17 protein-coding genes are annotated in these 18,988 nt (G+C 71.3%); 8 read left to right on the top strand and 9 right to left on the bottom strand.

Annotated features, from left to right (window positions below):
* Positions 1-11 precede the first annotated feature (11 nt).
* Positions 12-563: a TetR/AcrR family transcriptional regulator gene (locus tag FS825_RS17880; protein ID WP_144715692.1), complete on the top strand. Its 552-nt coding sequence runs from the start codon at positions 12-14 to the stop codon at positions 561-563.
* Between the two features lie 61 nt (positions 564-624).
* Here FS825_RS17880 and FS825_RS17875 read toward each other — a convergent pair whose 3' ends face one another.
* A complete protein-coding gene (locus FS825_RS17875; RefSeq protein WP_144715690.1) occupies positions 625-1,275 on the bottom strand; it encodes a GntR family transcriptional regulator in 651 nt (216 codons plus the stop codon).
* Positions 1,276-1,372: 97 nt separating this feature from the next.
* On the opposite strand from FS825_RS17875, the gene FS825_RS17870 reads away from it, so the two are divergent.
* Genes FS825_RS17870 through FS825_RS17860 form a run of 3 tightly spaced genes read left to right on the top strand, consistent with a single transcriptional unit; the run spans position 1,373 to position 4,210 of the window.
* The gene (locus FS825_RS17870; protein ID WP_260981309.1) at positions 1,373-2,098 is read left to right on the top strand and encodes a DUF969 domain-containing protein; all 726 of its coding nucleotides are present in this window, start codon (positions 1,373-1,375) and stop codon (positions 2,096-2,098) included.
* On the top strand, positions 2,095-3,192 hold the full coding sequence (locus tag FS825_RS17865) for a DUF979 domain-containing protein (RefSeq protein ID WP_144715688.1): 1,098 nt from the start codon (positions 2,095-2,097) through the stop codon (positions 3,190-3,192). The genes FS825_RS17870 and FS825_RS17865 overlap by 4 nt, the downstream gene beginning before the upstream one ends.
* On the top strand, positions 3,179-4,210 hold the full coding sequence (locus FS825_RS17860; protein WP_144715686.1) for a DUF2891 family protein: 1,032 nt from the start codon (positions 3,179-3,181) through the stop codon (positions 4,208-4,210). Before FS825_RS17865 ends, FS825_RS17860 begins: the two co-directional genes overlap by 14 nt.
* A gap of 38 nt (positions 4,211-4,248) precedes the next feature.
* Here FS825_RS17860 and FS825_RS17855 read toward each other — a convergent pair whose 3' ends face one another.
* From FS825_RS17855 to FS825_RS17835, 5 genes are all read right to left on the bottom strand, one after another.
* Positions 4,249-5,133 carry a 5-oxoprolinase subunit C family protein gene (locus FS825_RS17855; protein ID WP_144715684.1) on the bottom strand — a complete coding sequence of 295 codons (885 nt, stop codon included), beginning with the start codon at positions 5,131-5,133 and terminating at the stop codon, positions 4,249-4,251.
* A complete protein-coding gene (locus FS825_RS17850) occupies positions 5,130-5,753 on the bottom strand; it encodes a 5-oxoprolinase subunit B family protein (protein ID WP_144715766.1) in 624 nt (207 codons plus the stop codon). Before FS825_RS17850 ends, FS825_RS17855 begins: the two co-directional genes overlap by 4 nt.
* Positions 5,753-6,532, bottom strand: coding sequence for a LamB/YcsF family protein (locus FS825_RS17845; protein ID WP_144715682.1), 780 nt, complete (start codon positions 6,530-6,532; stop codon positions 5,753-5,755). The genes FS825_RS17850 and FS825_RS17845 overlap by 1 nt, the downstream gene beginning before the upstream one ends.
* Before the next feature lie 119 nt (positions 6,533-6,651).
* Entirely contained in the window at positions 6,652-7,488 is an 837-nt protein-coding gene (locus FS825_RS17840) for an alpha/beta fold hydrolase (protein WP_144715680.1), read from the bottom strand.
* A 193-nt stretch (positions 7,489-7,681) separates the two neighbouring features.
* Positions 7,682-8,587, bottom strand: coding sequence for a quinone oxidoreductase family protein (locus FS825_RS17835; RefSeq protein WP_144715678.1), 906 nt, complete (start codon positions 8,585-8,587; stop codon positions 7,682-7,684).
* Between the two features lie 158 nt (positions 8,588-8,745).
* Here FS825_RS17835 and FS825_RS17830 point away from each other — a divergent pair, with 158 nt between their 5' ends.
* Positions 8,746-11,535 carry an ATP-binding protein gene (locus tag FS825_RS17830; RefSeq protein ID WP_144715676.1) on the top strand — a complete coding sequence of 930 codons (2,790 nt, stop codon included), beginning with the start codon at positions 8,746-8,748 and terminating at the stop codon, positions 11,533-11,535.
* 100 nt (positions 11,536-11,635) lie between these two features.
* Positions 11,636-13,087: a sugar porter family MFS transporter gene (locus FS825_RS17825; protein ID WP_144715674.1), complete on the top strand. Its 1,452-nt coding sequence runs from the start codon at positions 11,636-11,638 to the stop codon at positions 13,085-13,087.
* 124 nt (positions 13,088-13,211) lie between these two features.
* On the opposite strand, the gene FS825_RS17820 is transcribed toward FS825_RS17825, so the two are convergent.
* Genes FS825_RS17820 through FS825_RS17810 form a run of 3 tightly spaced genes read right to left on the bottom strand, consistent with a single transcriptional unit; the run spans position 13,212 to position 16,137 of the window.
* Positions 13,212-14,111 carry an ATP-binding cassette domain-containing protein gene (locus FS825_RS17820; RefSeq protein ID WP_144715672.1) on the bottom strand — a complete coding sequence of 300 codons (900 nt, stop codon included), beginning with the start codon at positions 14,109-14,111 and terminating at the stop codon, positions 13,212-13,214.
* Entirely contained in the window at positions 14,108-15,148 is a 1,041-nt protein-coding gene (locus FS825_RS17815) for an ABC transporter permease (RefSeq protein ID WP_144715670.1), read from the bottom strand. The genes FS825_RS17820 and FS825_RS17815 overlap by 4 nt, the downstream gene beginning before the upstream one ends.
* The gene (locus FS825_RS17810; protein ID WP_260981308.1) at positions 15,145-16,137 is read right to left on the bottom strand and encodes a substrate-binding domain-containing protein; all 993 of its coding nucleotides are present in this window, start codon (positions 16,135-16,137) and stop codon (positions 15,145-15,147) included. Before FS825_RS17810 ends, FS825_RS17815 begins: the two co-directional genes overlap by 4 nt.
* Positions 16,138-16,372: 235 nt before the next feature.
* Here FS825_RS17810 and FS825_RS17805 point away from each other — a divergent pair, with 235 nt between their 5' ends.
* Together FS825_RS17805 and FS825_RS17800 are read left to right on the top strand one after the other, a co-directional pair.
* On the top strand, positions 16,373-17,851 hold the full coding sequence (locus tag FS825_RS17805) for a sugar porter family MFS transporter (protein ID WP_144715666.1): 1,479 nt from the start codon (positions 16,373-16,375) through the stop codon (positions 17,849-17,851).
* 21 nt (positions 17,852-17,872) lie between these two features.
* Positions 17,873-18,895, top strand: a complete 1,023-nt coding sequence (locus FS825_RS17800; protein WP_186377324.1) for a LacI family DNA-binding transcriptional regulator — start codon at positions 17,873-17,875, stop codon at positions 18,893-18,895.
* Positions 18,896-18,988: the final 93 nt, after the last annotated feature.

Genomic DNA, 18,988 nt, shown 5'->3' with positions numbered 1-18,988 from the left:
CTACCGGACACATGTCCGTTTCGCAATCACCTCGCCGCGCCGATGCCGCGCGCAACCGTGCGCATCTGGTCGACGTCGCGCGCGCCGCGTTGTCGGCCGACCCCAGCGCGACGATGCAGTCGCTGGCGCGACTCGCCGGAGTCGGCCAGGGCACGATCTACCGACACTTCCCGAGCCGGGAGGCGCTGCTCGCCGAGGTCTACCGTGACGACTTCCAGGCGCTGATCGCGTCCGCACGTGCGCTGGCAACGGGGCCCGACCAGGGCGCGGCGCTGCGGTCGTGGCTCGATGGACTCGCGGCCTTCGGGTACCAGAAGCACGCGCTCACCGAGGTGCTCGACGCCGTGACGCGCCAGCAGCTCCACGACGAGCAGTACGACGAGATCATCGCGGCCATCGGGCTCCTGCTGGATGCCGGGGTGCGGGCGCGGGTACTCCGCCCGGACGTTGCGCCACCTGATCTGCTGGCGCTCGTCGCGTTCCTCTGGCAGATCGGTTCGTCCGCCGCGGACCGGGTGCCGCACCTGCTCGACCTCGTCGTCGACGGCTTGCGCGCGTCGTAGCGGGATCGAGGACCAGCCTCGGCGACGGCATCCGGCTTGCCCCTGCGACCCGAGCGATCGGTCAGTCCTGGCGCGCGTCCGCCGCGGCGGCCAGAAGGGTCCGCTCCGCGTCGTCCAGATAGCCAGTGAGCAGTTCCGACGCAGTCGCGGGATCACCGGCGCGCAGCGCTTCGACGATCGCCTCGTTCCGGTCCACGAACTGCGCGTGGAACGCCGCTGGGTCCTCGGCCGTGAGGAACGCCAGGCGCATCTCGGCGAGCATCCCGTCCATGAGTCCCCAGATCCGTTCGCTCGGTACGGCGCGAACGAGCTCGGAGTGGAACCGGATGTCCGCCGTTCCGACCGCTCGCCAGTTGCCGGCGCTGACGGCATCCCGTGCGGACGCGACGGCGGCAGCTGCGGCCGCGAGTGCCGGCGAAGCGGGTGTGCACGCCCGTACGGCGGCCTCCTCGAGCACCCTTCGTGCCGCGTAGAGGTCCGCCACGTCCGCCGACGTCAGCCGCCGCACGAAGACCCCGCGATTGAACAGGTGCTCGACGAGTCGGTCCCGCGCGAGCAGGCGGAAGGCCTCGCGCAGGGTGTTCCGGGACACTCCGAGCTGTTCGCTCAGTCGCTCCTCGGACAGTTGGGCGCCGGGTGTGAAGTCGCCGGCGGCGATCATCGTGCGCAGTCGCGTCGCGGTGGACTCGGCGCCGCCGACGGTTCGGGTCATACCCCGATCCTCACACGGCTGCCAGACGACCTCGTGCACGGCATCGCGTGTGACCGCCGTGTTACAGATGCGCCGGAGGCCTTGTGATTGTTGAACAATGCAGTCCAGACTGTCCCGCATGTTCGTCCTCATCGGCGTCGCCGTCGTCATCGTCGGCTTCGCACTGCGCGTCAACGCGCTCCTCGTCGTCACCGTCGCGGGCATCGTCACCGCGGCCATCGGCGGGATCGGTCCCGTCGGCATCCTCGAAGCCTTCGGCAACGGTTTCGCCTCGAGTCGGTCCGTCACGACCTTCGCCCTGGTGCTGCCGGTCATCGGCCTGATCGAACGCTACGGTCTGCAGGACCAGGCGAAGCGGCTCATCGCGAAGCTCGACCGGCTCACCACGGGTCGGATCCTGGCGGCGTACCTCGCGGTGCGGCAGATCACGGCGGCGGTCGGCCTCACGAGCATCGGCGGGCCGGCACAGACCGTGCGTCCGCTGGTCTACCCGATGGCAGAGGGCGCAGCCATCAAGAAGTACGGCCGCCTCGACGATCGGATGCGGGAGAAGATCAAGGGGTTCTCGGCGTCGTCGGACACCGTCGGGGTGTTCTTCGGTGAGGACGTCTTCGTCGCGGTCGGCTCGATCCTCCTGATCACGACCTTCGTCGACTCGACGTACAACCTGGCGCTCGAACCGATCGACCTCGCACTCTGGGCGATCCCGACCGGTGTCGCCGCGCTGCTGGTCCACGGGACACGGCTGCTGCTGTTCGACCGCAAGCTGGACAAGATGGCCGCGGACGTCCGCGAGCCCGCCACCACAGGAGCCCCCGCATGATCACCAGCGAATGGCTCTACTGGCTCATCGGCGCCTTCTTCATCGCCGTCGCAGTCCTCATCGTGACGGACACGACCCACGCGAAGCGCCTCGGCAACGCGGCGTTCTGGGGCATCCTCGGCCTCTCCTTCTTCTACGGCACGTTCGTCGCCGCACAGACCGCTCCGGCGTGGGTACTCGGCGTCGCAGTCCTGGTGATGGTGGCACTCGCCGGACTCGGGTTCACCGGGACGACGGCGCGCAACGGCGCTCCCAGCCGGACCCGTGTCGCGAGCATCCCGGGCGCCGGAACCGGTTCGGAGACCGGCCCCGGCGCGCCGACCGGTGTGACGACGCGACCGAGTACCGGAGGCGCCAGCACCAGCGTCCTCGCGACCACCACCCCCGACGAGCGCGCGACGCTCGCCTCCCGCTTCGGCAACCGGCTCTTCGTCCCGGCGCTCGTCGTCCCGGTGGTGGCCGTGCTCGTCGCGACCCTCGGTCCGCTCGTCTCGGTCGGCGGCCAGCCGCTCCTGGCCGAGGGCAGCGCGACCCTGACCGGCCTCGGCATCGGCTCGGTCCTCGCTGTGGTCGTCGCCGTGTTCATCCTGCGTCCGCCGAAGATCGCCACCCCCATCCGCGAAGGGGGTCGGCTCCTCCAGGCCATCGGATGGGCAGCGCTCCTTCCCCAGATGCTCTCGACGCTCGGCATCGTCTTCACCCAGGCCGGTGTGGGTGACGCCGTCGGGACGATCATCAAGTCGATCCTGCCCAGCGGCTCGCTCATCGCCGCGGTCGTCGTGTACTGCCTCGGCATGGCGCTGTTCACCATCATCATGGGGAACGCGTTCGCTGCGTTCCCGATCATGACCGCCGCGATCGGCTGGCCGGTCCTGGTCCAGGGCTTCGACGGCAACCCCGCCGCGGTGTTCGCCATCGGGATGCTCGCCGGCTTCTGCGGCACGTTGGTCACGCCGATGGCCGCGAACTTCAACCTCGTGCCGGCCGCGCTCCTGGAGATGCGCGACAAGTACGGTCCGATCAAGGCGCAGATCCCGACCGCCGCCATCCTGCTCGTCGTCAACATGGGAGTCATGTACCTTGTCGCATTCTGATCTCGCACGCGCCGCCTGGGCCGATCGTTTCGCCGCCGTCGCCGCCGACAACATCACGCGCGAGTACCCGTACGCGGCGCAGCACGCGACGACGGGCCCGGAGGACCGGGCACTGCCGGTCGAGCTCCACCCGGCCTTCGCGACGTCCTACGACTGGCACTCGTCGGTCCACATGCACTGGCTCGCGGCACGGCTGGTCGCGTTCGGGCTGACGCCCGGTCTGGAGGCGCGGCTCGTCCCGGTCCTGGAAGCCCACCTCAGCGCGGATCACCTCGCGACCGAGGCGGCCTACCTCCGACGGACCCCGCACTACGAGCGCCCCTACGGGTGGGCCTGGCTGATGCGACTCGCGGCCGAGGTCTCCACGTCGGAGGTCCCGGCGATCCGGGCACTCGCGCCCGGGTTCGTCCCCGTCATCGAGGTGCTCGAGGACCTCGTCAGCCGCTGGGTCTCGGGCGCCGCGTACCCGGTGCGGCACGGGGTGCACTCGAACTCGGCGTTCGGGCTGCTCCTCGTGCTCGACGGTGCTCGGACCCTCGGCAGGGACGACCTCGTCGCGACGATCGAACGCTCCGCGCGTGACTGGTTCGGTGACGACGCCGCATGGCCCTTCGCGTGGGAGCGCAGCGGGCACGACTTCCTGTCGGCCGGCCTCGCCGAAGCCGACCTGATGCGCGCGGTGCTGCCGGCGGCGGAGTTCGGGCCGTGGGCGCGCGGCTTCTTCGCCGAGGTCCGCTCCGGCGACTCGATCCTCAGCTCCACCGTGGTCGTCGACGAGAACGACCCGCAGCAGGTGCACCTCTTCGGCCTCGACCTCTCCCGTGCCGGCTCCGCGCGGCGGATCGTGGACGCCCTGGACGACGCGGGCAGCTCCGAGCTCGCCGGGCTCCTCGCGGCGGCGGCCGACCGTCTCCTCGCATCCGGTCTCGAAGCGAGTGTCGGCGAGGAGTACTACTCCACGCACTGGCTCGCGAGTTTCGCCTGGGACGCGATGGAGGCACGCGAACACGCCTGCTGAGGCGGCGCCGGCGCCGGCGACGGCGACCGTCCGGTTCGTCAGGGGGTGATGCGGAAGCGGAACACGTCCCCGGGGCGGAGTTGGGCGGCACGGTCGACGGAGGCAGGGGTCAGCACCGCGACGACGGGGTAGCCGCCGGTGACCGGGTGGTCGGCGAGGAACAGCACGGGGAAGCCGTCCGGCGGGACCTGCACCGAGCCGGTCTCCACACCCTCGCTCGGGAGTTCGTGCGTGATGGCGCGGACGAGTGGCTCCGCGGCCGACGTGCGCACGCCGACCCGGTCGCTGTCGGAGCTGACGTGGTGCTCCTGACGGGTCAGGGTCGCGCGCCACTCCGGGGTGAACCAGTCGTCACGGGGGCCGGGGGTCGCGTCGAGGACGACGGGTTCCCACGGCCACGGCTCGAGCGACGGTGGGACCGCGTCGACGATCGGCCAGGCGTCGGCGGCTGCGCCGACCGGGAGCACGTCGCCGGCCGCGACGGGGTCCGGACCGAGTCGTGCGAGGGAGTCCCGTGCGCGGCTGCCGAGCACGGGTTCGACGTCGAACCCGCCACGGACTGCGATGTAGGCGCGGAGCCGTGTCAGCGGGACACCGATGCGGAGGGTGTCGCCGGGGGCGAGCAGGATGACCTCGTACGCGGCTCGGCCGCGGACCCGCCCGTCCGCGTGCTCGACCTCGACCGGGCAGCCGGCCCCGGTGACGGCGGCGACCACATGGGAGTCCGAGCGGAGCGTGACGGAGCCGAGCAGCGCCTCCAGGACGGCTGCTCCGGGCCGGTTGCCGACCATGCGGTTGGCGAGGCTGGCGGATGCCCGGTCGGCGGGACCGGCCGCTCCCAGTCCCATGTCGCTGAGACCGGGCCGACCGAGGTCCTGCGTCGTTGCACCGAACCCCACGTGCACGACGGTGAGTGTGCTCATGCGTCGGCCTCCACGAAGCGGATCCGGGTGCCCGCCGGAGCCAGCGCAGGTGGGTCTCGGTCCAACGACCACATCGCGACGTCGGTGCGGCCGATGAGCTGCCAGCCGCCGGGGGAGGTGCGCGGGTAGACGGCGCTGAACTCGCCGGCGAGCGCGACGGCGCCGGCGGGGACGGCGGTGCGCGACGTCGTGCGGCGGGGGAGGTCGAGCGACGTCGTCGCGCCGGTCAGGTAGCTGAAGCCCGGGGCGAAACCGCAGAAGGCGCTCGTCCAGACCTGACCCGTGTGCCAGGCGACGAGCTGCTCGCGGGACATGCCGGTGGAGGACGCGACGTCGTCGAGGTCGTCGCCGTCGTAGGTGACGGGGATGACCACCGGATCGTCAGCGACGCGGACGCCGGAGGAGGGGACCGGGACCACGGCTGCGAGCGCCGCCCGGAGGCGTGCAGCGTCCGTGCGGGACGGGTCGTAGCGGATCAGCAGGGTCCGGGCGCCGGAGACGACTTCGGTCACTCCCGGGATGCCGTGGACGGGGAGGCCGTTGCGGAACGCGACGACCTCGTCGAGCGAGCCGAACGTGGCCAGGAGTGCAGCACCGCCGGCCGCGCGTACGTCGGGCATCACGGCACGGATGGTGCGGCCGGCGCGAACGGCGCGATCGTGATGCCCTGCGCGCTCAGCAGCGTGCGGATCGCACGTGCCATCGCGACGGCGGACGGGGAGTCGCCGTGCACGCAGACCGAGTCGGCACGGACCTGGACGTCAGAGCCGTCGACGGCGGTCGCGACCCCGTCGGTGACCATGCGGAGGACGCGGGTGGCGACCTCGTCCGCGTCGTGCAGGACCGAACCGGGACGGCTGCGCGCGACGAGGGATCCGTCGGGTTCGTAGGCGCGGTCCGCGAACGCCTCGCTGACGGCGCGGAGCCCGTGGCGCTCGGCGGCCCGCAGGAGTTCCGAGCCGGGCAGTGCGAGCACCGCCAGGGACGGGTCGACGTCGGCGATCGCACGGGTGACGGCCTCGGCCTGGACGGGGTCGGCGCACGCGGTGTTGTAGAGCGCGCCGTGCGGCTTGACGTAGGTGACTCGAGTGGCCGCGACGTGCGCGGTGGCGAGCATCGCGCCGAGCTGGTGGACGACGTCGGCGTGGAGTTCGTCCGGGGCGACGGAGACCGGACGGCGGCCGAAGCCGGCGAGGTCGCGGTACGCGACGTGGGCGCCGACGGCGACGCCCCGGTCGGCCGCGGCCCGGCAGGTCGCGAGCATGATCGTGGGGTCGCCGGCATGGAAGCCGCAGGCGATGTTCGCACTGGAGACGACGTCGAGCATCGCGGAGTCGTCGCCCATCGTCCAGGCGCCGTAGCCCTCGCCGAGGTCGCTGTTGAGGTCGATCGTCGTCACGGGGGAGTCCTGTCGTCGCCGGGTTGTTGAACAATCTACTGCGGCAATCCAGGTCCTGCCACCGGAGACCACGGAGGAGCCCACCGACACCGCCGGTGGGCTCCTCTGTTGCGGCCGGGCTACTGCTTGATGAAGGCGAGGATGTCCGGGTTGATGACGTCCGCGTGGGTCGTCAGCATGCCGTGCGGGTACCCCTCGTAGATCTTGAGGGTGGAGTCGCTGAGCAACTCGGCCTGCTTCAGTGACGCGTCCTTGTACGGGACGACCTGGTCGTCGTCGCCCTGCAGCACGAGGGCCGGGACGGAGATGGCCTTGAGGTCCTCGGTCTGGTCGGTCTCCGAGAACGCCTTGATGCCCTCGTAGTGGGCCAGCGCGCTGCCCGTCATGCCCTGGCGCCACCAGTTCGCGACCACGGGTTCGGACACGTCCACGCCGTCCCGGTTGTAGCCGTAGAACGGGCCGGACGCGACCGCCTGGAAGAACTCGGCGCGGTTGGCGGCGAGTGCTTCCCGGAAGCCGTCGAACACCGAGATCGGGGTGCCGTCCGGGTTGCCCTCGGTCTGGACCATGAGCGGCGGCACGGCGGCCACCAGGACGATCTTCGCGACCCGGCCCTGCGGTTCGCCGTACTGCGCGACGTAGCGCGCGGCCTGGCCGCCACCGGTGGAGTGGCCGATGTGGATCGCGTCGTGCAGGTCGAGGTGCTGCACCAGCGCGTCGGTGTCGCTCGCGTAGTGGTCCATGTCGTGCCCGGTCCCGACCTGGGACGAGCGGCCGTGACCGCGCCGGTCGTGTGCGATCACGCGGTAGCCGTTGGCGAGGAAGAACAGCATCTGCGCGTCCCAGTCGTCCGCGGAGAGCGGCCATCCGTGGTGGAACACGATGGGCTGCGCGTCGCGCGGCCCCCAGTCCTTGTAGTAGATCTCCGTGCCATCGCTCGTGGTGACGAACGCCATCGTGTACCTCCGTGGTTGATCTGCCCTCGTGCTGAGGGCGCTCTGCTCCCCGACTCCCGGCGGGAGGTCGGGGTGGATCCACCGTGGTCGGGCCGGACGTCCGACCACTCCGGTCATTCAACCCGATCACGGTTGCTCTGGGACCGGTGCCTCCGATCTGGCTGGCGGCGACCGCGTCGAGCGGGTCCGGTCGTCAGTCGCGCAGGAGCACGATCTTGTCGTGGGCCCCTGGGGCCTCCAGCGCCGCGTGGGCGGCCGCCGCGTCCTGGAGCGGGAAGGTCGTGCGCGACCGCAGCTGCAGGCGTCCCTCGGCGAGGAGCGGCATCGTCTCGTCGAGTGCTCCCGGCGCCCGGTCGGGGCCGGAGTGCAGCAACTCGACGCCGTTCTTCGCACCGGCACCGGTGAGGGTGACGACGCGCGCGGGCCCCCCGGCGAGCTCGACGGCTTCGCTGAGGTCCACCGCGCCGACGGCGTCGAGGACGGCGTCGACGTGGTCGGTCACCGCGAGGACGGCGTCGGTGAGGGAGCCGTCCGCGGGGATGAAGGTGGCGCCGAGGCCTTCGACCACGGCGCGGGAGTGCTCGCGACCGACGGCGAGGACGGTCGTCCCACCGGCGACGGCGAGCTGGATGGCGATCGAGCCGACCGACCCGCCACCGCCGAAGAGCAGGAGGGTCTCGCCGGACGAGACGCCGAGCTGCCGCAGCGCGGCGACCGCCGCTTCGGCGGACGCCGGGAAGGCGGCGGCGGAGGCCCAGTCGACGGTCGCGGGCTTGGCCACCCAGGTGTCGGCGACGACGAGCTCGGCGTACCCGCCGAGCTGCGGGAGCAGCACGGCGACGTCGTCGCCGACCTGCACGCCGGTGACACCGTCGCCGAGCGCGTCGACGGTCCCGGCGGCCTCGAAGCCGAGGATGCCGGGCGTGGGGAGCGGGAACGGACCCTGCAGGTGACCGGCGCGGATGTGGAGGTCCGTGGGGCCGACGCCCGCTGCCCGCACGGCGATGCGGATCTGTCCCGGTCCCGGTTCGGGGTCCGCGACCTCCTGCCACTGCAGGACCTGCGGGTCTCCGTACTCCGTGACGACGATGGCGTGCATGGGTGCTCCTCCTCCGGTGCCGGTGCCGGTGCCGATGCCGGTGCCGGTGCTGTCGGCAGTGCGTCCACCGTGGCGTGCCGTCCGCCGGCGGTGCATCCGTCACGTGACGGTGGTCCCCGCCGTTCCCGCCCCGACACCTGTCGCGCTACATTGCTGCCATGGCCACGCCCGAGCCCGCGGAGCAACCCACGCTCCTCGGTCGTCACCGCGAGCTCGCGCTCCTCGCCGCCGCCCTCGACGGGGCGCAGGCCACCGGTCGCGCGGTGATCGTCGAGGGCGAAGCGGGGATCGGCAAGACGAGCCTCCTCGAGGAGACCGTCCGCTCGGCTGCCGACGCCGGCTTCCGCGTCGTGCGGTGCACGGGCACGCAGGGGTCGGCGCCGGTCGGCCACGGCGGCCTGCACGAGCTGCTGCACACGCTCGTGCCGTTCGCGGACCAACTCCCGCCACGGCAGCGCGCGGCGCTCCGGATCGCCTTCTCCCTCGAGGAGGGCCCGGCACCCGACCGGCTCGTCGTCGGGCTCGCGACCCTCGGACTCCTCGAGGAGGCCGCCGCGCACCGCCCCCTGCTCGTCGCCGTCGAGGACCTCCAGTGGCTGGACAGGTCCACCGTCGATGCCCTGATGTTCGTCGTCGCGCGGCTCGGGAGCGCCCACGTGCTCCTCGTCGGCACCCTCCGGAGCGGTGGCGACGTCGAGTTCCGCGCACCGTCGAGCGTCGAGCGGATCCCGTTGGGACCGCTCGACCCCGAGTCGGCACGGCTCGTGCTCGACCGGCACGCGCCCGACCTGTCGGATGCGTCCCGAGCCCGGGTGCTCCGGGCGTCCGAGGGCAACCCGCTCGCGCTCCGGGAACTCCCGATCGCGCTGCACGAGCAGGGCGCCGACCGCACGGCGATCTCGTCGCGCGTGCCCACCACCCGTCGGCTCGAGCGGGCCTTCCTCGACCAGCTCGCCTCCGTGCCCGAGCCCAGCCGACGCCTGCTCGTCCTCGCCGCGGCCGCCGACGGCGCCGGACTGCACGACGTGATGGACGCCGCCGGCCGCCTCGACCTGTCGGTCGACGACCTCCGTCCGCTCGAGGAACGCGGCCTGGTCACCGTGGTGGCGGACGCGCTGCGCTTCCGGCACCCGCTCCTCCAGTCCGCCGTGCAGAGCGCCGCGACGCTGCGGGAGTGGGTGGACTGCCACCTCGCGCTCGCGGCGGCGACGAGCGGGTCGCACCGGGCCGTGTGGCACCGCGCGGCCGCCGCGCTGCGTCGGGACGAGGTGCTCGCGTCCGAACTGGAACGGGTCGCGCAGCTCGCCCGCGAGCGTGGGGCCCACGCGGAGTCGACCGAGGCGTTCTCCCGGGCGGCGACGCTCTCCCCGGGGACGAACGAGCGCGGCCGGAGGATCGCGCTCGCCGCCGAGACGGCCCGCGAGGGTGGTCTGACGGACGCCGCGGTCGAGCTCCTGCGCGGGCTGGACCTGTCCGAGATCGACGCGCACGTCCTCGCCGAGGTCACGTTCACGAAGGTCCTCCTCAGCCTCACTGCCGGGGCCGTCGCCCTGTCGCGCGCAGAGGTCGCCGCGGTGCTGGAACGTCTCCCCGTGGGCGAGCGGACCGAGGACCGGATGAAGATCCTGTGGGGCGCCGCGGTCATCGCGCGCGGGCGGAACCAGCCGAGGGACACCTGGGACGACCTGTCCCGACAGATCGTGGAGACGCCGTCGACGAGTCCGATGAAGCCGGTGGCACTGGCGGTCCTGGCGCCGCTGGGCGACGTCGCACCGCTGCGCGAACAGTTGCCGAGCATCGTCCCGAAGCTCGTCCGCTCGCCGATCGAACTCATCTCCCTGGCGATCGCCGCCGAGTCGCTGCAGGACCTCGAAACCGCCCTGACGGCGTGGGAACTGTGCGTCGAACGGTGTCACGAACTGGGCCAGGCGGCGGAGCTCACGCAGGCGCTCCGGGGCCGGGCGGGGGTGCTCCTGCTCGCCGGCCGACTCCGCGAGGGGCTCGCCGACGCCGAGTACGCCGAGCGGCTCGCGGGGGACACCTCACAACCGCTCATGGCGAGCATGGCGGCGGCGACCGCCGCGCGGGCCCGGGTGCTGCTCGGGGACCCGGCCGGTGCGCGCGCGGACATCGAGCGCAGCGTCCGCCTGAGCCGTGCGACGCCGTTGTCGATGACCGGCGCCGACGCGCGGTGGGCGGCGGGGGTCGCCGCGCTCGTCGCCGGTGACCACCGGAACGCCCTCCTCGAGCTCGCGCAGGTCACCCTGCACCCGACGCGCGCGCTGTGGGCGATCGGGGACCGGGTCGAGGCCGCCGTCCGGGCCGGACGACCGGAGACGGTGCTCGACGACATCGCCGAGGCCGAGCGAGCCGCTCGGGCGTACCGGTCGCCCTACCTGTCGTCCCTCGCCACCCGGAGCCGTGCGCTCGTCGCGCCCCATGCCGGAGCGCGGCCGCTGTTCGAGAAGGCGATCGAGCTCGGGCAGCTCAGCGAGTCGCGCCTGGAGACCGCGCGGACCCGTCTGCTCTTCGGGGAGTGGCTCCGACGCGGCCGGCACGTGTCGGAGGCCCGGGAACAGCTGGAACTGGCACACGGCGAGTTCACGACGGCCGGCGCACGCGCCTTCGCCGACCGCGCAGCGAGCGAGCTCCGCGCGGCGGGCGGTCGGAACGCCGCGTCCACGGCGGTGGGGGCGACCGCGGAGCCGCTCACCCCGCAGGAGCTGCAGGTCGCGGGCCTGGCGGCGCAGGGGCTGACCAACAAGGAGATCGCGGACGCGGTGTACCTGTCGCACCGGACCGTCAGCACGCACCTGTACCGGGTGTACCCGAAGCTCGGGATCGCGGCGCGGCGACAGGTCGCCGCCGCGCTCGAGGCCGCCGGCTACGAGCAGACGGCACCCTCGTTCCGTTCAGCGCACACCGCGTCCGGGGAACGGGAATCCTGAGCGTTCGGTAACGATCCGTCCGGGCTGCTCCGTAGCATCTTCGACGGACCGACCCGAGCCATCACCGTCGATGTGCGCCCCGCCACATCGAAGGAGCAGCATGCCCACGCCGGCCCCGCGCCCGCGGACCCGAACGCCCCAGGACCGGAGCGCGTACACCGTCGGCGTCGAGACGACCGTCATCCCGGTCCTGCCGCCCGACGCCGCCGCCCGGAAGCGCTTCGTCCGGATCGTCGCCGCCGTCGCCGCGGTCGGCGGAGCGCTCTTCGGCTACGACACCGGCGTCATCTCCGGCGCGCTGCTCTACGTGTCCTCGGACTTCGACCTCTCGGTCTTCGGCGAGGGCATGGTCACGAGCGTGCTGCTCATCGGCGCGGCCGTCGGCGCCTTCGCCGGCGGTCGGGTCGCCGACCGGATCGGCCGACGGCTCGCGCTGGTCCTCGCCGGCATCGTGTTCGTCGTGGCCACGGCCGGGTGCGCGTTCGCCCCGGACTACGCCGTCCTGCTCGTCAGTCGCGTGGTGCTCGGCCTGGCCGTCGGGGTCTCGTCGATCATCGTGCCGCTCTACATCGCGGAGATGGCGCCGGCGGACATCCGCGGCCGCCTGGTGTCGCTCAACTCGCTCATGATCGTCACCGGGCAGTTGCTGGCGTACCTGGTGAACGCGTGGCTCGCGCAGTACGGCGCGTGGCGCTGGATGCTCGGCCTCGCGGCGGTCCCCGCCGTCGTCCTCGTGGTCGGGATGCTCCTGCTGCCCGACACCCCGACGTGGTACCGGATGCGGGACCGCGCGGACGACGCGCTGCAGGTCCTCCGCCGCACCTACGCCGAGCGCGAGGCGCACCGCGAACTCCGTGCCATCCGACAGGCGCAGGAGTCGCAGTCGGCCGACAACCAGGGCTGGCGCGGGTTCCGCGAGCCGTGGGTCCGGCGCTCCCTGCTCATCGCGATCGGGGTCGCCGTGCTGCAGCAGGCCACCGGCGTGAACACCGTCATCTACTTCGCGCCGACGCTCCTCGTCGACGCCGGGCTGCCGTCGTCGACGGCCGTCGTGGCGACGATCGCGATCGGCGTGATCAGTGTCGTCGCGACGGTCGTGGGGCTGCGTCTGGTCGACCGGGTGCCGCGGAAGAAGCTCCTCGTCGGCGGCTCGCTCGGCGGTGTGGTGTCGCTCGTCGCGCTCGGGTGCACGTACCCGCTGACCGAGCGCGGCCCGGGCTTCAGCTACCTCGTCCTCGGCGTGATGGTCGTGTTCCTCGCGTTCCAGCAGTCCGCGGTCGCGACGACGACGTGGCTCATCATCTCCGAGCTCGTGCCCTCCGCCGTCCGCGGCGTGGGGATGGGCGTCGCCGGGGTGTTCCTGTGGCTCGCCAACTGGGCGGTGTCGTTGGCGTTCCTGCCGGTGGTGCACGCGATCGGCGGTTCGTGGACCTTCATCGCGTTCGCCGTGATCGGGGTGGCCGGCGTCGTGTTCGTGCGGCGCGCGGTCCCGGAGACCGGGGGCAAGTCGCTCACCGACATCGAGCACGAGATGCAGGACGCGACGGACTGACGGACTGACGGACTGGAGGCGCGGGTCGGCGTCGACCCGCGCCTCCAGTCCGTCATCGCGACCGTCCCAGGACCCGACCGCGCCTGACGACGCGCCTCGCGCCCGGCCGGCGGGCACGTGCCCGCTACGCGCCGGGCACGACCTCGGCCGCCCGGATCTCCTCGATCCGTTCGGCCTGTCCGCCGGACTGTTCGAGCTCGTGCGCGAGTTCCTCGAGTTCGGCTCCGCCCGCCATCATGCCGGTGAGCTCGGGCAGCGTGATGCCGCTCTTCTCGAAGTACCCGATGCTCTTGCCACGTCGGAGCAGCAGGAAGCGGTCGCCGACCGGGTAGGCGTGGTGTGGGTTGTGCGTGATGAAGATCACGCCGAGCCCGCGGTCACGCGCGCGGAGGATGTACTTCAGGACTACGCCGGACTGCTTGACGCCGAGTGCCGCGGTCGGCTCGTCGAGGATGAGCGCCTTCGCGCCGAAGTACACGGCGCGTGCGATCGCGACGCACTGCTTCTCGCCGCCCGACAGGGTGCCGATGGGCTGGTCGACGTCGCGGAGGTCGATGCCCATGTCCAGCAGCTCCTGCTTCGTGATGCGCTTCATCGCCGCGACGTCGAGCATGCCCAGGCGGTTGCGGAGCTCGGAGCCGAGGAAGAAGTTCCGCCAGATCGGCATCAGCGGGACGACGGCCAGGTCCTGGTAGACGGCCGCGATGCCCGCGTCGAGGGCGTCGCGGGGGGAGGACAGCTTGCGGTCCTCGCCCATGATCGAGAACGTGCCGGCGTCGTGCTGGTGCAGCCCGGCGATGATCTTGATCAGGGTCGACTTGCCCGCGCCGTTGTCGCCGAGGACGCACGTGACCCGTCCGGCGTCGACGTCCATGGTGATGTCGGACAGTGCGATCACGTTGCCGTAGTGCTTGCCGACGTCGCGGAGGGCGATGAGGTGCGGCGCGCCGGCGACGGTCTCGGACGTGTCCGTCACGGGGACCTCGACGACCGAGGTGGTGGGGTTCGCGGTGTTCGACGTCATTTCTGCTCCGCTCGCTTCTTGACGATGAGGTTGATGATCGTGGCGAGCAGCAGCATCAGACCCAGGAAGAACTTGAACCAGTCCGGGTTCCACTGGGCGTAGACGATGCCCTTGTTCGCCATCCCGAAGATGAACGCGCCGATCGCGCCGCCGACCGCCGAACCGTAGCCGCCGGTGAGCAGGCAGCCGCCGATGACCGCGGCGATGATGTAGAGGAACTCGTTGCCGACACCCTCGCCGGACTGCACGACGTTGAAGGCGAACAGGTTGTGCATGCCGCCGATCCACGCGCAGAACCCGACACCCATGAACAGGCCGATCTTCGTCTTCGTGACGGGGACACCGACGGCGCGCGCGGCGTTCTCGTCCCCGCCGACGGCGAAGATCCAGTTGCCCACCCGTGTCCGGAGGAGCACCCAGGACGCGACGGCCACGAGGGCGATCCAGATGAACACGGTGATCTTCACGGTGATGCCGAACACCGGGACGTCGGCGGCGAAGATCTGCTCCGCGACGGCGAACCCGTCGAGCTGCGACACGTCGAGCGTGGACACCGAGCCGGACACCAGGCGCGTGACGGCGAGGTTGAGCCCGGTGAGCATGAGGAAGGTGGCCAGCGTGACGATGAACGACGGCAGCTTCGTCCGGACGAGGATCCACCCGTTCACGAACCCGACGCCGAGCGAGAAGACCAGCCCGAGGAGGACGCCGACCCACACGTTCGTCGAGAAGTACCAGGCGAACAGGCTCGCGGTGAGGGACGAGGAGATCACGGCGACACCGGCGGACAGGTCGAACTCGCCGCCGATCATGAGGAGCGAGACGCCGACGGCCATGATCCCGATCGTCGAGGAGCCGTAGAGCACGGTGGAGATCGAGTCGGGCTGGACGAAGACGGGGGCGATGATCGCGAAGAACACGAACATCGCGATCGCGCCCACGACGGCGCCGACCTCGGGACGACCGAGCAGCTTGCGGATCGGGCTCCGTGCGGCGAGGCGCTCGTCGCCGACGGCGACGATCCCGGCGGCCGTCACCGGAGACCGTCCTCGGCGTACTGCAGGACCTTGCCGATGTTCGACTTGTCGACGATCGCCGGCCCGGTCAGGGTCGGCTTGCCACCGCCGAGGACGAAGCCGCCCTGCTTGTAGAGGACGATCGAGTCGATCGACTCGTAGCCCTGCATGAACGGCTGCTGGTCGACCGTGAACAGGACGTCGCCCGACTTGATGCTCTTCGCGAGCGTGGCGTTGAGGTCGAACGACGCCACCTTGATGTCGCTGCCGGCGGCCTTGACCGCCTTGAGGATGACCGCCGTGTAGGGGGCGCCGAGACCGACGATGACGTCCGCAGCGCTGTCGGCCTGGAGCTTCGCGGTGACGGTGGACTGCACCGCGCTGTTGTCGGTGCCGTTCACGTACAGCGTCTGGGTGTCCGGCAGCACCTTCTTGATGCCGCCGCACCGGGCTTCGAGCGCGACGTTGCCCTGCTCCTGGATGACGCAGACCGGCTTCGAGAGCCCCTGGGTCTTCAGCTCGTTGCCGACCGCTTCACCGGCCACCGACTCGTCCTGGCCGAAGTGCGCGAGGATGCCGAGTGCCGAGTAGGCGTCGCTGCCCGAGTTGAACGACACCACGGGGATGCCGGCCTTCTCGGCACCCTGCACCGCGCTCTTCAGGGCGTCCGGCTTGGCGAGGGACACCGCGATCCCGTCGACCTTCTGGTCGGTGTACTGCTGGACGAGCTGCGCCTGCTTCGACCCGTCGGGGTCCGAGGCGTAGAGCAGCTTGACGCCGTCCTTCTTCGCGGCGTCCTCGGCGCCCTTGCGGACGATGTCCCAGAACGTGTCGCCGGGCGCGGCGTGGGTCACGAGGGCGATGGTGAGGCCGGAGTTCTTGCTCGTCCCGCCCGAGGAGCCGTCGTCGTTCGATGCGACCCGGCCTCCTTGCGAGGAACAACCGGCGAGGACGAGGGCACTCGCCGCGACCGCGACGGTGATGCCCATGACTGCTGAGATGCGCTTCACGACAAGACTCCTTTGTCCAGTGATCGGTGATCGCCGCATCCTCCGGTAACACCCGACAACTTCGTCGATTCTCACCTAGCGGCTGATCTGTCCGGCTGACGGTATAGCGGATCGTTCCTGTGCACAAGCATGGGACCGCGACGGAACGATTTCGTCTGGTCCTGTTACACTGTGAACACATCGTCCGCAGCGTGAGAACGCGTGGGACGATCCTGACCACGACGAAGGAGTCTTGATGTCCGGACAGATCCCAGCGCGTGAAGCCACCGAGCTCCCACCGTTGACCACGGGACCACACCGCAAGCGGATCGGGTTCATCTCCGTCATCGCCTGCCTCGGCGGCCTCCTCTTCGGGTACGACACGGGCGTGAGCAACGGCGCCGAGATCTCGATCCAGTCGCAGCTCGGACTCGACGACATCGGCCTGGGCGTCGTGATCTCGTCGCTCGTGTTCGCCGCCGCCGTCGGTGGTCTTATCGGCGGGCCGGTGTCCGACCGGATCGGCCGCCGGACGACGATCATCGCGATGGCCGTCTTCTTCTTCTGCGGCACCCTGCTCGCCGTGTTCTCGCCGAACTTCGAGGTCCTGCTCGCCGGCCGCATCGCCGTCGGGCTCGCGGTCGGCGCCGCGTCGATCGTGGTGCCCGTCTACCTCGCCGAGCTCGCACCGCTCGAGATCCGCGGCATGATCACGGGGCGCAACGAGCTCGCCATCGTCAGCGGGCAGCTCGCCGCGTTCGTCATCAACGCCGTCATCGGCCTCGTGCTCGGCGACGAGGGCGGCGTGTGGCGCGTCATGTTCTTCATCTGCGCGATCCCGGCCGCGTGCCTCTTCTTCGGCATGCTGCGGATGCCGGAGTCCCCGCGGTGGCTCGTCGAGCACGGGCACGACGCCCGGGCGCTCGAGATCCTCAAGACGGTCCGCAACGAGGAGCGCGCCGAAGCGGAGCTCGCCGACATCCGTCGCATCACCGCCGAGGAGCCGAACGAAACCCGACTGAACGGCCTCAAGGCGCTGTTCTCCAGCCGCTGGCTGATCCGGATCGTGCTCATCGGCTGCGGCGTCGCGATCGCCCAGCAGGTCACCGGGATCAACTCGATCATGTACTACGGGCAGCGCATCCTCATCGAGTCCGGCTTCGGCTCGAGCGCCGCGCTCGTCGCCAACATCGCGCCGGGGATCCTCGCCGTGGTCGGCGGGCTCATCGCCCTCCGGAACATGGACCGGGTCGACCGCCGGAAGACGTTCATCCTCGGGCTGACGCTCACCACGACGTGCCACATCCTCATCGGCATCTCATCGCTGGCGATCCCCGCAGGTAACCCGATCCGGCCCTACGTGCTGCTCTTCCTCATCTGCGCGTTCGTGCTCTCGATGCAGTCCTGCCTGAACATCGCGGTGTGGGTCTGGCTCGCCGAGATCTTCCCGCTCAACATGCGCGGGCTCGGCACCGGGATCGCCGCCTTCGCCGGTTGGCTGATGAACGGCGTGCTCGCGCTCTACGTGCCGTCGCTCATCGAGGGGATCGGGATCACCGGGACGTTCTTCCTGTTCGCGGTCATCGGGGCGATCGCCCTCCTCTTCATCGTCACGCAGGTGCCCGAGACGCGCGGGTGGTCCCTCGAGAAGCTCGAGGAAGAAGTGACCACGGGCGCGATCTACATCGACACGATCAAGGGCAAGGCCAAGCGGGCCGCGCGCGACGGACACTGACCGTGCTGCAAGATGAGGTCCATGGCTGACGACGGGACCGGGACGGCGCTGCGCCGGCCGACCATGCGGGACGTGGCCGAGCGCGCCGGTGTGTCGAAGTCGCTGGTGTCGCTGGCGTTCAGCTCCCCGGACGCCGTGAGCCCCCAGCGGCTGGCACGCATCCTCGACGCGGCGGAGGCCCTCGGCTTCCGGCCGAACCGTGTGGCGCGGTCCCTGAACGGCCTGCGGGACGACTTCGTGGGGATCCTCGTCGCCGACTCCCGCAACCCGGTGTTCGCCGAGGTCGTCGACGCGGCACGGGTCGCGCTGTCCGCGGGCGGTCGGCTGGGGCTGATGACGAGTGCGGTCCTGCCGGGCAGTCCGTCGCGGCCGGAACTCGACCTCGAGGCCGTGGCGATGCTCGGCGACCTGCAGCCGTCCGGGCTCATCGTGGTCGGGTCGGTGCCGAGCATGGACCGTGTCGTCGAGGCGATGGGTCCGGCCCGGATCGTCATCGCGAGCGCCCGGCCCGAACGCCTCGCCGGGGCCGCCACCGTCCGGGGTGACGACGAGGTCGGGCTCCGGCTGGTCGTCGACCACCTCGCCTCGCTCGGGCACCGGAGGATCGGGCACGTCGGCGGCGCCGGCGGTCGGGTCGCCTCGGGGCGCGCCGCCGCGTTCGCCGCGGCGATGGGGGAGCACGGACTCGATGCGTCCCGCATCGCGGAGAGCGACTTCTCGGAGGCGGCCGGGTTCCGTGCCGCGGGGGAGCTCCTCGACCGTGCGGAGCCGCCGACGGCCATCACCGCCGTCAACGACCTCGCCGCGATCGGTGTGACGGCCGCGGTCCGGCAACGCGGGCTCACCGGGTCCGTCGCGGTGACCGGGTACGACAACACGTACCTGGCGGCGCTCGGGGCGGTGGAGCTCACCTCCGTCGACCCGGACAACGCCACGATCGGCCGCCGGGCCGCCGAGGTGCTGCTCTCCGACGAGGACCCCGGGGAGGTCCTGGTGGCGCCGACACTGCGCGTCCGGGCGTCCTCGGTGCCGCTCGGGGCCTGAGCACACCCGCTCCGCGCGCCGGTTGACACGACCGGAGCCGCGGTCGTACATTGAACCGGTCCAAGATTTTGGACCGGTTCAAAAACACCTCTC

This window comes from Curtobacterium pusillum, assembly GCF_007680845.1.
In the GTDB taxonomy this organism is placed as follows: domain Bacteria; phylum Actinomycetota; class Actinomycetes; order Actinomycetales; family Microbacteriaceae; genus Curtobacterium; species Curtobacterium pusillum_B.
The sequence above is the reverse complement of the archived record's forward strand: the minus strand, read 5'-3'. Positions and strand labels throughout refer to the sequence as shown.

What these genes read in the sequence shown, in the direction of transcription:
- FS825_RS17880 (WP_144715692.1), top strand. Translation starts at nt 12, where the DNA reads ATGTCCGTTTCGCAATCACCTCGCCGCGCCGATGCCGCGCGCAACCGT.
- FS825_RS17875 (WP_144715690.1), bottom strand. Translation starts at nt 1,275, where the DNA reads ATGACCCGAACCGTCGGCGGCGCCGAGTCCACCGCGACGCGACTGCGC.
- FS825_RS17870 (WP_260981309.1), top strand. Translation starts at nt 1,373, where the DNA reads ATGCAGTCCAGACTGTCCCGCATGTTCGTCCTCATCGGCGTCGCCGTC.
- FS825_RS17865 (WP_144715688.1), top strand. Translation starts at nt 2,095, where the DNA reads ATGATCACCAGCGAATGGCTCTACTGGCTCATCGGCGCCTTCTTCATC.
- FS825_RS17855 (WP_144715684.1), bottom strand. Translation starts at nt 5,133, where the DNA reads ATGAGCACACTCACCGTCGTGCACGTGGGGTTCGGTGCAACGACGCAG.
- FS825_RS17850 (WP_144715766.1), bottom strand. Translation starts at nt 5,753, where the DNA reads ATGCCCGACGTACGCGCGGCCGGCGGTGCTGCACTCCTGGCCACGTTC.
- FS825_RS17840 (WP_144715680.1), bottom strand. Translation starts at nt 7,488, where the DNA reads ATGGCGTTCGTCACCACGAGCGATGGCACGGAGATCTACTACAAGGAC.
- FS825_RS17835 (WP_144715678.1), bottom strand. Translation starts at nt 8,587, where the DNA reads ATGCACGCCATCGTCGTCACGGAGTACGGAGACCCGCAGGTCCTGCAG.
- FS825_RS17830 (WP_144715676.1), top strand. Translation starts at nt 8,746, where the DNA reads ATGGCCACGCCCGAGCCCGCGGAGCAACCCACGCTCCTCGGTCGTCAC.
- FS825_RS17825 (WP_144715674.1), top strand. Translation starts at nt 11,636, where the DNA reads ATGCCCACGCCGGCCCCGCGCCCGCGGACCCGAACGCCCCAGGACCGG.
- FS825_RS17820 (WP_144715672.1), bottom strand. Translation starts at nt 14,111, where the DNA reads ATGACGTCGAACACCGCGAACCCCACCACCTCGGTCGTCGAGGTCCCC.
- FS825_RS17805 (WP_144715666.1), top strand. Translation starts at nt 16,373, where the DNA reads ATGTCCGGACAGATCCCAGCGCGTGAAGCCACCGAGCTCCCACCGTTG.
- FS825_RS17800 (WP_186377324.1), top strand. Translation starts at nt 17,873, where the DNA reads ATGGCTGACGACGGGACCGGGACGGCGCTGCGCCGGCCGACCATGCGG.